Genomic DNA, 14,254 nt, shown 5'->3' with positions numbered 1-14,254 from the left:
CTATCCCGCCCTCCGGGTGACGCTCTGCCCTGCCTGCTCCTCCCGCAGCAGGCAATAGCGCGCTTCCGCGGCCACCCGCTCGACGGTCTCGTCGCTCATGGCGCTGCCGGACGGCAGGCAGAGGCCGTTGGCGAAGAGCCGCTCGGCCACCGCGCCGCCATGGCAGCGCGCGCCGGCGAAGACCGGCTGCAGGTGCATGGGCTTCCAGACCGGCCGGGCCTCGATGCCCGCCGCCTCCAGCGCCAGGCGAACCGTCTCCCGATCGCAGCCGGCGCGCTCGGGATCGATCAGCAGGACCGTGAGCCAGCGCGAGGCGCGGCTGCCGCCGTGGTCCAGTTCCGGCATGAAGGTGACGCCCGGCAGATCGCCGAGCGCGGCGCGATAGCGCTCGAAGATCGCCCGCCGCAGGGCCACGCGCGCTTCGATCACGGCAAGCTGGGCGCAGCCGATGGCGGCGGATATGTTGCTGAGGCGGTAGTTGTAACCGACGCTGCGGTGTTCATAGTGCGGCACCGGCTCGCGCGCCTGGGTCGCGAGTTTGCGCGCCGCAGCGATCAACGCGGGATCCTCGCTGGCCAGCGCGCCGCCGCCCGACGTGGTGATGATCTTGTTGCCGTTGAAGGAGTAGGCCGCCGCCCAGGCGCCCTTGCCCGCCGCACGCCCCTTGTAGCGGCTGCCCACGGCCTCGGCGGAATCGCAGAGCACCGGCACCTCATAGGCATCGCACAGGCGGCGGATGGCATCGAGATCACAGCTCTGGCCATAGATGTCCGTGGGGATCACGGCCTTCGGCAGCTGCCCACGCCGCGCTGCGTCGCGCAGGGCCTCCTCCAGCAGGCCGGGATCCAGCGTCCAGGAAGCCGGGTCGCTGTCGAGAAAAACCGGCCGCGCCCCCTGATAGATCACCGGCGCCACGCTGCCGATGAAGGTCAGGCTGGCGGCCCAGACCTCGTCGCCCGGACCGACCTCCAGGTGGCGCAGGGCCAGGTGCAGGGCCGCGGTGCCGCTGCTGACCGCAACGCAGGGCATCCCGACATAGTCGGAGAACTCCCGCTCGAAACGATCAAGCATGGGGCCCGCCGGGGCGACATAATTGCTGGTCAGCGCCGCCTCGATCAGCGCGCCTTCATTGCCGGCGAGGTGAGGCGGGGAAAGGAAGACCTCGAACTGCGTCATGGGCGGGACCCTTGCTGCGGGGCGATGCAACCCGGCGCGCGGTAGGCGGGAAAGAAGCCCTCCCCGCTCGGCAGGGCGCCGGCTTCACTGACAGCGAGACCGGAGAGGCGGGCGTAACGGCCGGGATCGACGATCATGCGCAGGCTGTGGAAGGTGGCGCTCTGCTTGGAGAAGCCGGCCTTGAAGCGAAAGAGACTGTCTTCCCGCCCGCCCAGTCCGCCGCCGAGGTGCAGCACCCGCGCCCCTTGTGCCCGAAAGTGCAGCGCCGCTTCGTGAAACAGCAGCTTCGCGGGCGCTTCGGCCAGGGCGGTCGAGGCGGTGCCGCCAAGGTGGTATTGGACGATGCCTTGATGGCGCAGGAAGAGCGCCGCACTCGCCGGCCGGCCCTCGGGATCGAAGATGGCGTGGAGCGATGCGCCCTCGCCCAAACCGTCGCGCAAGGCTTCAAAGTAGGCCGCCGGGAAGTGGTAGAAGGCACCCGCTCCGGTCCGCGTCATGGTCTCGGCATAGATCGCGCGAAAGACCGGCAGCAGCGACCAGTCATCGGCCTGATAGCGCCAGCCCGCACGCTTCAGCGCGTTGATGTTGGAGCGAAAACGCGATCGGATGCCCGACCAAAGTGTGTCCTCGCTGACCTCCAGCGGCATGAACACCGTCGGGCCGTGCGCCACCAGCCGCCCCACACCTACTGCGGCCTCCAGACAAGCCGGGGTGCTGAGCAGTGGATGCAGGCGAAAGAAGGCGGCAATCACGCCATACTCGGCCAAGACGCCCCGCAGACCTTCCCAAAGCGCCCGCCAGGAGGTGGGATCGTCGGTGCTGGCCAGCGGCGACGGATAACCGTAGGGACTGCAGGCATCCCAGCCGACCTGGCCATCGGGCAGCGACCGCAGCAGCAGAGGAACGCCCATGCGCTGCCCCGCCGCCTCGGCCAGTGCGATGCACAGTTCCCCCTCCTCGGCCTGGCTGCAGGCGTGCAGGTAGCCGGGCTGGTGATAGCTGTCCGAGGGACACTGCCGGAGCAGCGCCTGCCAGGCGGGATGCTCGGGAGCCACCAGGCTGCCAGCGCCGCGCTCGACCGGGTGCAGGTCCATGGACTGCGCCCTCACCCGTGCGAGCCGGTGAACCAGGGCATTGTCGCCTCCTCGCCATGGCCGATGCCGTCGCGGGCGAAGACCCGCACCAGGGTGCGCAGCAGGATCTTCACGTCGACGAGGAAGGAGCAGTTGTCCACGTACCAGAGATCGAGCGCGAACTTCTCCTCCCAGGTCAGGGCGTTGCGGCCGTTGACCTGAGCCCAGCCGGTGATGCCGGGCCTCACGTCATGGCGACGCATCTGTTCGGGGCTATAAAGCGGCAGGTACTCCACCAGCAGCGGCCGGGGACCGACGAGGCTCATGTCGCCCCGCAGCACGTTCCAGAGTTCAGGCAGCTCGTCGAGCGAGCTGGCGCGCAGGAAGCGGCCCAGGCGGGTGAGCCGACGCGCATCGGGCAGCAGCCGGCCCAGGGCATCGCGCTCGCCGGTCATGCTGCGGAACTTGATCAGCAGAAACGGCAGCCCCAGGAAGCCGGGCCGCCACTGCCGAAACAGCACCGGCCCCCCGATGCCGATGCGCACCGCCAGCGCCACCCCCAGAAGCAACGGGCCCAGCAGGATCAAGCCCAGGCCGGCACCGGTGATATCCAGCAGACGCTTGCCGTGGCGACGATAGAAGCCGCGTCCCTCTGTGGTGGACATGGCGGAACCTCCATTAATGAGAACTGCAAGGGACGACGCGAGGCCACACGCCGCCGAAGGAGATCACTCCGGGCCCGGTGCTGTGGCCTTGCCGTTGGTCCAGCGATGGCCCAGGGAGCGCAGCAGCCCGGGCGCACTGGCGTGGGCACGCAGCAACAGGGGATGCAGGGAGCGCAGATAGACCGCTCCGTAGCAGCGCCCCAGGGGCGTCAGGCCGAGGCAGTAATCGCTTACCGTTTCCACATCCGTGGCCCAGGAGCGCTTGTAGGGGCTGTCGGGCGGCAGGAAGTCGAAGCGGTCCACCCCCTGCTCGAAGCACCAGCGTAGCGTCTCCAGCAACTGGAGATGCCCCGGACTGTGTTCGGCGAAGGCGAGATCGATGGCGCCGATATGGGAGAAATAGCGCGCACCCTGGCGATAGCCGATCTCCAGCGCCAATGGCCGCTCGTCGAGCAGTAGACCCGAGACCAGCGCGCCGCTGTCCGGCCTTCCCAGCAAATCAACCAAAGCATCCAGGCGCTCCGGCTTTGCGAAGCTGCGGCTGATCCGCCCATGCGCCTTCATCCACGCCAGCTTCAGCGCCAGGGCCTGTCGCCCGAGAGCCTGGGCCCGCGACCCCGCCTCCTGCGCTTCGAAGCGCAAGGCGCCCCGCTCCTCCAGGCGACGACGCTTGCGGCGATAACCCTTGAGGCTGCGGCTGTTGCGCGTGGCGAGATAGGCCGGGAAGCTGGCAAACTCATCCAGTGCCGCATAGGGCGCCCAGCCATAGGTCAGGGGCGCCGCACCGCGGGCGGCGAAGAAGCCGGCCATGGCCGCGTCCGCGCGCACGGCCCGGCAGTGCAGCACGTCCGCCCCCTCCCCCACGCGCTGCAGCAGGGCAAGCGCCGCTTCCATGCCGGCAATCGGATCGAAGCCGGGGCGCAGCAGCAGGTCGCCAAAGGCCAGCAGCGGCTCGCCCAGCCATTCCAGCACCCGCACGCCGGCGCGGGTCACCCGGCTGAAGGGCGCGATCATGGCCAGCCCCTGCGCGTCCTCGACCAGCACCACCAGCGGCCGGCGCGGTTCGGGGATCTGCAGCAACGGCAGCAGCCAGGCCGGCGACTGGAAGACGCTGTCCCCGGCACCCCACTGTTCCTGGAAATCGCGCCAGATTGGCACAAAGGCGGAGATCGCCTGTGCACAGTCCAAGAGGTGGCACTCCAGCGACGCCGGGCGCGACAGCGGCTTCACCTTCATGACAGCGCCTCCGCACCCCGGCGACTCCGGCCGTGCACCCTGCACAGCAGATCGGAAAGCTGCCCGGCGAGGAGATCGCGATCGAAGCGCTCGCGCGCCAGGGTGAGCGCGGCCGCTTCCGCCGCCGCCAGCCGTCCCGGCGCGCCCAGCAGTTCTTCCGCCTGCCAGAGTGCAAAGTGCGGCTTGGACGGCGGCGCCACCAGCCCGGCGCCGCTTTCCTCGAGCAGTTCCGCCTGCCAGCCACCATAGTTGATCAACACCGGTCGGCCGGCGGCCAGGGCATCGAAGAACTTGTTGGCCGAGTTGTGCCGCATCTCCGGCAGGTTCTTGAACAGCGAGGTCGCCAGGTCGAGCGCACCCATGACATAGGGCATGTCGCGCTTGGGCAGCGGCGGGTAGAGCCAGAGATTGCGGCCCAGGACGCCCTTTTCCTGGGCCAGCGCCTTGATCATGTCCTGCTCCGCGCCCTCGCCGAAGACGGCAAAGCGCAGCCGGCTGCCCTGGCTCTGCCCCAGCGCCGCCATCTCCACCAGATAGGCAACGGCGTTGATGTGGCCGAGGGTGCCGGTGTAGCCGACCAGCGGCCCGCCCTGCAGTTCGGGATGCCGGGCGAAGAGCCAGGCCCGCGCCTCCTCGCGCGACACCTGGGAGAAGAAATCGTTGTCGCAACTGTTGGGAATGACCGCGATGCGCTCGGCCGGATAGCCGGTCGAAACGATGCCGGCACGCATGCCGGGCGAGAGCGCCACCACGGCCTCGGCATTGCGATAGGCGAAGCGTTCCAGCCAGCGCGCTGCGGAAATGGCCGCTGGGTTGCGCAGCGCGCCGATGGCAATGGGCAGTTCCGGCCAGAGATCGCGCACCTCGAAGACCATGGGGATGCCCTGACGCCGGGCGGCATAGACTGCCGGCAGGGCGATGGTAAGCGGCGTGCTGGTCGCGAAGATCAGATCGGCCGGCAGCGCCGCCGCCTTGCGCGCCGCCTGCCAAGCGAAGCTGAAGAACGCGCGCATGCGCTCCTGATAGGACAAGAGATTCGAGTAGGGGATCGGCACCCAGTGCACCCGCATGCCGGCTTCCCAGGTCTCGAACCAGCCGCGGCGACCATCCTCCTCCGACCAGGAGGTGACCACCTGCACGTCATGCCCCTGCGCCGCCAGGCGCCGCCCCATCTCATAGGCCCGCGTACCGCCGTAGGTCTCCGGCGTGGTGAAGTACTGGTAGAGATAAAGGATGCGCAGCGGACGCTGCGGCAGGCGGCGCGACAGGGGCAGGTCGCGGACGACCCCACCGGTTGCGGCAAGGCTCATGGCGGGCCTCTCAGGGTGTGATGCGAAGGGAACTGAATTTCAGCGCGATCCGCACTGGGCGATCCGCACCGGTCGGCCGCGACTGGGTCAGCGCGGCGGGCGTTCCGCGCGCGCCGCAAGGGGTGCGACCACGGTGGTCGGCTGGGGCTGATCCAGGAGACGCCGGTAGAGCCCGATCAGCTTTTCCTCTTCTGGCTGCCAGTTGAAGCGCGCTTCCACCGCCGCCCGGCCGCGACGACCCATGGCCACTGCCTCGTCAGGGTTCTCCAGGATCCAGCGCATGGCACCGGCAATGGCCACGGCGTCCTGCGGGTCGACCAGCAGGCCCGCCCCGCTTTCCTCAACCAGTTCGCGCCAGAGCGGAAAGTCGGAGGCGATCACCGGCAGGCCCGCGGCCATGTACTCGAACATCTTGTTCGGATAGGCCTCGACGTAGTTCGGCTCAGGGTGGAGCAGCACCAGTCCGGCCCGCGCCCGGCCGAGGATGGCGGCCACCTGGGGCCGGGTCGCCCAGCCATGGAAACGCACGCGCGACCAGCCCGGCAAGGCGCGGACACGCTGCTCCAGTGCGGGAGAGGCGAAGCCGCCTGCCAGCTCGAGCCGGCAGGCCAGCGTCCGGGGAAGCAACCCCAGCGCCTGCACCATCTCGTCCGCGGCCCGTACCTCGGAGATATCGCCGACGTAGGCCAGGGCCGGCGGTCGCGCGGCATAGGCGAGCGCATCGACGCACCGCAGCTCATCCAGAAGGGGAAAATTCTGCACCACCACGGTCCGGGGGCCGGGGAAGCGCCGGGCAATGGGAGGGGTTGCCGGCACCACGCCATCGAAGACCTTTACCGCCAGCCCCTCCAGAATTCCCACCACCGCGGCCAGCGGACGACGCAGCAGCGCCGGTATCCAGTCCTTGGTGAGAATCTGCCGCGGCACATCTTCGTGTACGTCGTAGACCACCCGCGCGCCGGTCAGCTTCATCGCCAGCCCCAGGAAGAGGAGCTCGGGGTCATGGAAATGCACCACGCGTGGCTTGACACGGCGCAGCGCACGCCACATGCGCCAGTTGCCCCGGATCATCCGCATGATGCGACCACGCGGGCGCAGGCCGCTGTCGATCACCCGATAGCGGCCGCAGGCGCTCACCTCCGGCCCCTTGCCATCCTGAACCAGCAGGAAAACCGGCTCGTCCAGGCGGCGGGCCAGAGAGGCCACCTCCTTCACGCGGATGCGGGTGTCAGCGCGATGGTGAACGGTTGTAATCTGAGCGATGGACATGAATCAGCCTAAAGGTCGGGCCGGGGGCCATTACCGCGCGCGGATGGGCCTGTAGCGATCGCTGCATCGCGCCCAAAGCGTTGCCATGAAGCCCCCAGCCGAAGGCAACCAGCGGCCAGAAAACCGGCTTGGAGGCGAAGATCAGGATCAGACAGACGGCGTTGACCACGAAGGACATCAGCCAACGCTGGGAAAAGCGGCTGGTCTCGATGAAGCACCAGTAGGCACCGACAACACAGGGTACGATGGTCAGCATGAGGTAGCTGGTCACCCCGATCAGGCCGTAGTTCTCCCAGGCCGAGAGATAGTTGTGGGCATAGAAGCCGATGCCGCCGCGTGTGGTGTGGGCGGCGAACTGCCCCCAGATCGGGTTCTCCTTGATCACCTCCCAGGCCTGGTCTTCTAGCACCTGCCGGGCGTTCCAGGACGTGGAGGAGCGCAAGTCCAGGATCTGCAGCTGCCGACTTTCTGTCAGCGTCTCCATGTTCACCATCACCACCGCCACCAGCGCCGCGCAGGCAACCGTGGCAAAGAACACCGTCTTGAGGCTGCGCATTCCAAGCACGACGAGCAGCATGATCGACAGCGCCATGAAGGCGAAGAGCTCGGAGCGGGCGCCCAGCACGAAGAGCACGAAGACGCCCGAGACGACCATCAGCCAACGAAAGAACTCACTGCGGGCCGTGACCACCAGCAGGATCCAGAGACCCAACGAGGAGCGAGCGAAACCCTGATAGGTGGCGACCCCTTCGTCCGCATCGTAGAGTTCGCGCGCGTAGAAGAAGACGGAACCGGTGGTGGCGACGTAGTGCAGGATGAACCCAGTGATGGCCAGGGCGCAGAAAAGACTGGCCCTTCTCAGCACCCGGCTTTCCAGCGGCAAGAAGAAGCCCAGGAAGAAGAGCGCCACCCAGAAGACCAGCACGCCATAGGATTGCTCCCCGGCTGCCTGAATGAAATCCCAACTAAAGGAACTGGTGTGGGCCAGGGTGACCAGCAGGACATAGAAGATGAAACCGAAGACCCCCACGGTGTAGAGCGATCCGGCCTGGAGCAGGCTGCCCAGGTTCATGGGCAACAGGGCGAGATAGCTGAGGAAGAGCACCAGGCTAACCGGCCCGAAGAGACCCCCCAGCACGGCGGGCGCCAGGCCGGCGGAAATCAAGTAGTGGTAGAAGACAAAGCCCGGGAAGAGCAGCAGGAAGCCGATCACCGATACGCCGCGCGCGATTGAGTTGGCGTTCATTGCGCCGCCTCCGCGGGATAGCGCTCACACGCGACCTGCTCGAGATCGGGAGACCCGGCATCCTCGTCGAGCAGGGCTGTGAGGGCCTGGCGGTCCCAATCGCTGCGGATCTCGCTGTTGTGCCAAAGCAGCGTGAAGTCGCCGCCGAAGCGCAGGCAGGTCTCCTTCAGGCGCTGCAGGCGCTGCAGCGCCGCTACGCTGCGGCCCAGGTTCATGTACTGCGGTCCGATGGCGCTCCACTCCATGGCGATCAACGGCTGCTCCCGGAGCGCCAGCGGTCGCCCGCTGCCCCAGTCCCAGAGCCGGAAGCCCCGCCCGGTGCCGTAGCGAAAACCGATGTGGTCGGCATAGCCGCCCGTGCTGTCGCAGGCGAAACCGCTCTGTTCCATCAGCGCCGGTGTGCGCGCGCTGTCCCAGCGCAGGTAATGTTGACGCACCGCCCGCACCTCGGCCCGAAAGCCGGCCGTGCGGCAGGCCGCTTCCAAAGCCTGGCGCTCCTGCCGTAGCACCGCAGCGTCACGGAAGCTGTTGTAGCTGCCGTGCAGACCGATGGCGTGTCCCCGCTGGTGAATGCGCCGCAGCAGGTCCTGCAGGAAGGGTTCGTCGAGACTGTAGCAGCCGTCAATGGCCCCGCCGGAGTGGCCGGCGATGATGTAGAAGGTGGCTTGCGCCCCTTGCGCCTCGCAGCACTGCATCAGCCAGTCGAAAGTGTTGTTGGGATCGCGGGTGTAGTCGCCACGCCGGGCGCGCCAGACCCGCCCCAGGCGTGCCAGCATGCCCTGCGGCCGGCGCCTGAGCAGAAGGTCGCCGACGAGCGCACGTACAAGCAGGGACAGACGCTTGCTGCCCCCCTCGTAGGGGTGGTCAATGTCGCAGGTAAACCGAAGTTGTCCGCGCGTCCACGGCAGGGACAGGCCCGGCCAAAGCCGCAAAAGCGCCGCGCAAAGCACTGCCAGATACTCGTCGAGCAGCGGCCGCTCCAGCAAGCCGGCGCGCAAGGCCAGAGAGGCGGAAGCGGGGAAACGCTCGTGTCCGTCGCGCTCCTCCAGCGCCTGTTCCTCGTAGCGGGAGAGGCAGAAAAAGGCGCTGCCGAAGAGGTCGAGGCCGAGATAGGCGCTGCGCCCCTCCTGCAGCCACCAGCAACCGGCGGCATTGGGCGTGCCGGCCAAGACTGGCAAACCGCCGTCCAGGTGGCGCGCCTCCGGCAACTCCGCTTCGCTGTACCAGCGCGCGAGCGGGAGCTGCGGAAGCGATGCCGGCTCCAGCCAGCGACCACGCGTGCCGGCGAAAAAGCAGTCTGGCAGGATCAGTTCCGCGTTTGCGGCGGAATCGCACAGCCGCCAGCGATCGGCCGAGCCGACACGGATCTCTAAAGGCAGACCCAGAAACTCGCCCAGCAGCGTTTCCGCCGCATGGCGTCGCGCGGCCAGATGGTCTCCCGGCATTTCCAGCAGGAACTTCATGGCGCGAAGGCCTGTGAACTTGTGGCTTTTAGAGCCATGGCGTCCTGCCAGCGCGCCGGTCGCGCGCAGGGCGCTAGAGGATCCCGAGCAGCAGCAGCGCTACTTTCAAGAGTGGAGAGCGCGTCTTCCAGACCCGGGTATAGGCACGCTGCTCGGCACCGAAGGCACGCAACTGCCGCTCCACCGGTTCCAGCATCGAGCCCTCGAAGTCGTAGCTGCGCGTCACGCTGGCCGCAAAGCGAATCGACTCCCACTTGCAGAGGCTGGTGGCGCCGCTCTGGCGCAGTGCTGGATCCGAGCCCGACAGCAGGTCGTAAGCCGTCATCTCGTCCCAGACCAGATACTCGCCGGCGTGCAGACACCCTTGTGGATCGCTTGCGATGAAAATCCGCCGGCAATCGTGTTCCGCACAGGCGACATCCAGACGGTGCAGCAAATCTTCCGGGTAGGGCAGGTGTCTGCCCTGGCGCGCGAAGGTCATACGCAGCAGCGGCAGGAGGCTCTCCAGCCCCAGATCGCTGCGAACAGTCAGCTTGTAGCGCTGCTGCGCCTTGCGGATGTCGCCGCGCACGCTGCCGCGCAGGCCCTCCCACAAGCGCCCTTCCTCGCTGAGGTCGTCGAGCACATAGGTGTAGCGCACCGTCTGATGGAAGCCCTGCCAATAGAAGGGCAGCCAGTTGCCGCGACTGTGATGCCAGTTCTGTATGAAGTGGCCGAAGCGGGGCAGCTGGGCGATGAGATCGGTCATGATCCGCACCTCCCACTCCAGCCGCTCGCTCTCGCGCCCCGCAAGGGGCCGGATCCAGGGACCGAGCGTCTGGCTCAGCGGCGGCTGCGACAGCCACCAGGCCCCGAGATGGCGATTGCGCACGAAGGGCATGGCCCCCAGCACGCGCCCTTCGGCCTCCACAAGGACGACATCCCAGTTCGCCGCTCCGACCAGCGCATCCAGCCACCAGTCGCGCGCAAAAATCGGGATAGTCTTCTCTGTCGCGCAAAGCGCACGGTAAAGCGCCTTTCGGCTTGTCCACGGCATCGAACGCCCCTTCCAGCAAGAAGGATTTCATCCTGCTCTCCCGTCCCACGCGTTCGCTGCTACAGAAACAGCCGCAGAAGCCGGCTGTTGGTTTTCACGACCCGGAAGTAGGGCCGCTGCAGGGCACCGAAGGCCCGGAACTGACGCTCCACCGCTTCGATCATCGAGCCGCTGAAGTCATAACTTTGCGTGACCGTCGCCGCGTGACGTATGGCGTGCCAGAGGCAAAGCGGCGTTGCCCCGCTCTGACGCAAGCCGGGATCGGCGCCGCCCATCAAGGCGTAGGCCGCCTGCTCGTCCCAGACCATGTACTCGCCGGCATGGGGCCGGCCTTCTGGGTCGACAGCAATGAAGACCCTGCGGCACTCGCGCTCTGCGCAGGCCTGGTCCAAGCGCCGGACAAGGGCATCGGAGTAGGGTGGCATGCTGTTCTGCCGCCCATAGGTTTTGCGGTTGAGCGCGAGAAAGGTATCGAGACCCATATCGCTGCGAACACTGAGGCGAAAACGACTCTCCGCTTTGCGGATCGTACCGCGCACACTCTTGTCCATCGCTTGCCAGAGCGAGCGTTCATCCGAGATATCCGGCAGTACATAGGTGTAGCGCGTGGTCTGGGAGAAGCCGCGCCAGTAGAAGGGCAGCCAGTTGTGACGGCTGTGATGCCAGTTCTGGGTGAAGTAATCGAACGGTGGAAGACTGTCGATCAAGGCCTCCATCAGGTCCTTTTCCCGCGCCATGGCATTGGCGGACTTGGCCGCCGATGGCCGGATCCAGGGACCGAGCCAGGGCGTCAACGGGGGATGGGACAGCCAGCGAAAGCCGAAGCGCCGGCGCAGGCGAAAGGGCAGTGCAGCCATCACCTCACCGCCGCGCTCCACCACCGCCACGTCCCAGCCTTGCGGACCGCTCACGGCATCCAGCCACCAGTCGCGCGCAAACAGCGGCAAGCTCGGCTCGCTCTGGGAAAAGTGGCGGTAGATTTCCTTGGCCGCGGTCTCTCCAGAGCGCTTCCGGACAGCGATCGTTCGACCGCCAGGCTTTTGTGCGCGGGACTCTCTGGGCAGCAGAGAATAGGCCGGAGCTGAAGGCTTGCACGGCACGAGTGGCCCGGCACGCACCACGTTCCGATCCACCGCAGTCCCCGGCAGGACACCGCCAAAGCCGGGATCTGCGAGCCCCCTCAAACCTGCTTTCATGCGCCAACCACCTTCACCAAACAGCCCGGATGAGAACAAGATAGCGCGCGGCGATCATCACCGCGGCCAGGCCCACGGCGGACAGCCAGAGCTGCGGCGTGACGTCGAAGAAGGCGACCACCGCCAGCGGACTTGCCAGAAGCAGCGCCCAGGCCGTTGCCTGCACCAGGGGCGCAACCAGCGGTTGCCAATCGCGCAACACCAGATGGAAAATCCAAAACAGCTTGCCGAGATAGCAGAGCGCGCTGACCAGCGAGAAAAGCGCCACTGTGAGTATCAGGCTGCCCATCCAGTAGCCGATGAAGAGCGCCAACACCCGACCGAGCAGCAGGCCGAGCTGAAACAGCATCTCGTCCACCTGCTTCTCCAGCACGTCGAAGAGCAGGGAGAGCGGTGAGGCGACGAACTGGAACAGCAGCCAGGGCGCCATCCACTGGGCGAAGCTGCCCGCCTGGTGCCATTCCGCGCCAAAGACGAGCGCGAAGAGTTGCGGTCCCGCCAGCACCAGAACGAAGGCCGGCGGCATGGCCACCTGCACCAGCTTCTCGTAGATTTTCGTGACCAGCCTGGAGAGGTCGCCGGAGCGGCGCGCCTCGGCAGCATCGGTGAAAAAGGCGTCGCTCACCGCCTGCCCCACCACGCTCATGGGCAGGGCCAGGACCCGCTGGGCCAGGGCGTAAAGTCCGGCCGCGGCGGGGCTGAACAGCGCGGCAAAAAGCAGGGGCGGCACCTGGGTGCTTAGAGTGTTGAAAGCGCCGCTCCAGGTGGAGAAGAGCGGGAAGCGGCGATAGCGCACGACGGCGCGCCAGAGACCTGCTGGCCGCACCCGGCGGAACAGCGACCAGCGTTTGCGCACCGCGACCTCGCCAAGCCCGACCACGCCCGCACCATTGCCGGCAACGTGGCCGAGCAGCAGGGCCAACGGCCCCAGGAGGAATCCCCCCAGCTGAATCGCAACCGTGACCAGGCCCTGGTAGAGCCTCGTGCGCGCGATCACCGGAAAGCCGCGCTCGCGGATCGCCCAGTACATGAAGGCTTCGTAGATGCCAGCCAGCAGCAGACCGAGCGGCAGCAGCCAGAGATAGTCGGCCAACGCCGGCAGATGCAGGAGGGCCGCCACCGGTGCCGCAAAAAGCGCGACGATCACCAGGCTCAGCAGGGCCAGCCCCAGAACCGCGGCCAGACAGAGCCCCAGGACATGGGCGGCTTCCAGATCGTTCGCCGGCAGGGGAATGGCGAACTCGTAGCGCAGGTTGGAGATGACGGCGAGGATCGCCATCAGCGCCGCGAAGGCGGCCAGCAGGCCGAAGTCCTCCGGGCCGTAAAGACGGGTAAGCAGCGGCGCCGCCAGAATGACCAGAAGCTGCGCCGCCGCGGTGCCACCGGCCAGGATGGATACGCTGCGGGCGAAGCGGCTGCGGGGCAACAGCCGGCCGAGCCGATCCTGAAGCAGACTCATGCACAGGCCGCCACCAACAGCGCCTGCCCCAGCGCTTCGGCGACCCGCTCCTGGGCCTCTCGGCTCAAATAAGGGTGCATGGGCAGGCTCATCACCCGCTCGGCTGCGCGTTCGCTGGCCGGCAGGCTGACTGTGTTGTCAGCCACCGCCGGCTGACGATGCAGCGGCAGGGGATAGTGCACCATGGTGGGGACACCGGCCTCCCGCAAATGGTTTCGCAGGCTGTCACGTGCCGGAACCTCGGCCGAGACCTCAATGGTGTACTGGGCATGGGCGCTGCGGCAATCGGCAGGCAGCGGATGCCGTATGACCGGCAGTTCGCCGAGCAAGGCGTCGTAGCGCTGCGCCACCTGCTCGCGCCATTCCAGCTCCGCCTCGAAGATCTCGAGCTTGGCCAGCAGGATCGCCGCCTGCAGCGTGTCCAGGCGTGAGTTCACCCCGACGCGCACGTGGAGATAGCGCGACTGTTCGCCATGGCGAGCGATCTGGCGCACCCGGCGGGCCAGTTCCGGATCGTCGGTGAAAACCGCACCGCCGTCGCCGTAGCAACCCAGCGGCTTGCTGGGAAAGAAGGAGGTGCAGGCCAGGGTGCTGAGCGCGCAGGAGCGTTCGCCGCGATAGACCGCCCCGAAACTCTGGGCCGCATCCTCGATCACCGGCAGGTCATAGCGCGCCGCCACGGCGTTGATCTCATCCATGTCGGCCGGCAGGCCGTAGAGCGAGACCGGCAGAATGGCGCGGCAGCGCGGCGTGATGGCCGCTTCCAGGACGGCCGGATCCAGGGTGTAGCGGGCCGGATCGATGTCCACGTAAACCGGCGTGGCGCCCAGGAGCGCGGCGGCTTCGGCCGTTGCGATGTAGGAGAAAGCCGGCACGATCACCTCGTCGCCCGGCCCGACCCCCAGCGCCATCAAGGCAATCTGCAAAGCATCGGTGCCGTTGGCCACAGTGACGCAGTGCTCCACCCCCGCGTAGTCGGCCAGGCGCTGCTCCAGCGCCGCCACCTCCGGCCCGAGGATGTAGCGGCCGTGCGCCAGAACAGCCGCGATGCGCTGATTGAGGCTGTCCTTTATCCGGGCCTGCTGGGCGGCAAGATCGACGAACTGCATGTTTCGGCTGTCCCCC

12 protein-coding genes are annotated in these 14,254 nt (G+C 67.4%); all 12 read right to left on the bottom strand.

Going from position 1 to position 14,254, the window contains the following annotated elements; all coding sequences use genetic code 11:
* The 12 genes from P2G67_RS07530 to P2G67_RS07475 all read right to left on the bottom strand — a co-directional run bounded on the left by P2G67_RS07530 (window position 1) and on the right by P2G67_RS07475 (window position 14,238).
* A complete protein-coding gene (locus P2G67_RS07530) occupies window positions 1–1,176 on the bottom strand; it encodes a DegT/DnrJ/EryC1/StrS family aminotransferase (protein ID WP_275821612.1) in 1,176 nt (391 codons plus the stop codon).
* Window positions 1,173–2,270 (bottom strand): GNAT family N-acetyltransferase, encoded by a 1,098-nt coding sequence (locus P2G67_RS07525; RefSeq protein ID WP_275821610.1) that lies wholly within the window; start codon window positions 2,268–2,270, stop codon window positions 1,173–1,175. Before P2G67_RS07525 ends, P2G67_RS07530 begins: the two co-directional genes overlap by 4 nt.
* Window positions 2,271–2,281: 11 nt before the next feature.
* Window positions 2,282–2,914 carry a sugar transferase gene (locus tag P2G67_RS07520; protein ID WP_275821608.1) on the bottom strand — a complete coding sequence of 211 codons (633 nt, stop codon included), beginning with the start codon at window positions 2,912–2,914 and terminating at the stop codon, window positions 2,282–2,284.
* Window positions 2,915–2,977: 63 nt separating this feature from the next.
* The gene (locus P2G67_RS07515) at window positions 2,978–4,150 is read right to left on the bottom strand and encodes a GNAT family N-acetyltransferase (RefSeq protein WP_275821606.1); all 1,173 of its coding nucleotides are present in this window, start codon (window positions 4,148–4,150) and stop codon (window positions 2,978–2,980) included.
* Window positions 4,147–5,460 (bottom strand): glycosyltransferase family 4 protein, encoded by a 1,314-nt coding sequence (locus P2G67_RS07510; protein ID WP_275821604.1) that lies wholly within the window; start codon window positions 5,458–5,460, stop codon window positions 4,147–4,149. Before P2G67_RS07510 ends, P2G67_RS07515 begins: the two co-directional genes overlap by 4 nt.
* Before the next feature lie 87 nt (window positions 5,461–5,547).
* Window positions 5,548–6,729, bottom strand: coding sequence for a glycosyltransferase family 4 protein (locus tag P2G67_RS07505; protein WP_275821602.1), 1,182 nt, complete (start codon window positions 6,727–6,729; stop codon window positions 5,548–5,550).
* A complete protein-coding gene (locus P2G67_RS07500; protein ID WP_275821600.1) occupies window positions 6,689–7,975 on the bottom strand; it encodes an O-antigen ligase family protein in 1,287 nt (428 codons plus the stop codon). The genes P2G67_RS07505 and P2G67_RS07500 overlap by 41 nt, the downstream gene beginning before the upstream one ends.
* Window positions 7,972–9,438, bottom strand: a complete 1,467-nt coding sequence (locus P2G67_RS07495; RefSeq protein ID WP_275821598.1) for a polysaccharide deacetylase family protein — start codon at window positions 9,436–9,438, stop codon at window positions 7,972–7,974. The genes P2G67_RS07500 and P2G67_RS07495 overlap by 4 nt, the downstream gene beginning before the upstream one ends.
* Window positions 9,439–9,511: 73 nt before the next feature.
* A complete protein-coding gene (locus P2G67_RS07490; protein ID WP_275821596.1) occupies window positions 9,512–10,474 on the bottom strand; it encodes a GNAT family N-acetyltransferase in 963 nt (320 codons plus the stop codon).
* Window positions 10,475–10,533: 59 nt separating this feature from the next.
* Complete coding sequence (locus P2G67_RS07485; protein ID WP_275821594.1) at window positions 10,534–11,421, bottom strand: GNAT family N-acetyltransferase; 888 nt, start codon at window positions 11,419–11,421, stop codon at window positions 10,534–10,536.
* Between the two features lie 262 nt (window positions 11,422–11,683).
* Complete coding sequence (locus P2G67_RS07480; protein WP_275821592.1) at window positions 11,684–13,129, bottom strand: lipopolysaccharide biosynthesis protein; 1,446 nt, start codon at window positions 13,127–13,129, stop codon at window positions 11,684–11,686.
* Entirely contained in the window at window positions 13,126–14,238 is a 1,113-nt protein-coding gene (locus tag P2G67_RS07475) for a DegT/DnrJ/EryC1/StrS family aminotransferase (RefSeq protein ID WP_275821590.1), read from the bottom strand. The genes P2G67_RS07480 and P2G67_RS07475 overlap by 4 nt, the downstream gene beginning before the upstream one ends.
* Window positions 14,239–14,254: the final 16 nt, after the last annotated feature.

The organism is Aquibaculum arenosum (assembly GCF_029222965.1).
GTDB lineage: Bacteria > Pseudomonadota > Alphaproteobacteria > Kiloniellales > DSM-21159 > Aquibaculum > Aquibaculum arenosum.
Note: the sequence above shows the minus strand (reverse complement) of the source record. Positions and strands in the feature narration are given on the sequence as shown.